Origin of the sequence: Marinobacter salinexigens (assembly GCF_008370345.1) — a bacterium.
Classification (GTDB): domain Bacteria; phylum Pseudomonadota; class Gammaproteobacteria; order Pseudomonadales; family Oleiphilaceae; genus Marinobacter; species Marinobacter salinexigens.
The window spans coordinates 1-325 of sequence record NZ_VTUU01000075.1 but is presented as its reverse complement, the minus strand read 5'-3'; the positions used below and the strand labels follow the sequence as shown (position 1 = coordinate 325).

The following is a 325-nucleotide window of genomic DNA, read 5'->3' as shown; positions in this document are numbered from 1 at the left end:
CACCGTCTTTGGCATCAGGAACCCTGAGGARATCCCGTGGGGTGAGGCTGGYGCTGAGTATGTCGTGGAGTCMACCGGYGTCTTCACTGACAAGGACAAGGCTGCTGCACATCTSAAGGGTGGTGCCMAGAAGGTTGTTATCTCTGCCCCAAGCAAAGATGCACCCATGTTTGTTGTTGGTGTCAATGAGGACAAGTACACCTCSGATGTTAACATTGTTTCCAMTGCTAGCTGCACCMCAAACTGCCTTGCTCCCCTTGCTAAGGTCMTTCATGACAACTTTSGCATTATTGAGGGCTTKATGACAACTGTTCATGCCATCACT

General features: G+C 50.5%; 1 pseudogene. It reads left to right on the top strand.

Annotated features, from left to right (window positions below):
* Positions 1–166: 166 nt before the first annotated feature.
* Positions 167–325, top strand: a pseudogene (locus FWJ25_RS20740) (erythrose-4-phosphate dehydrogenase); the annotation flags it as partial.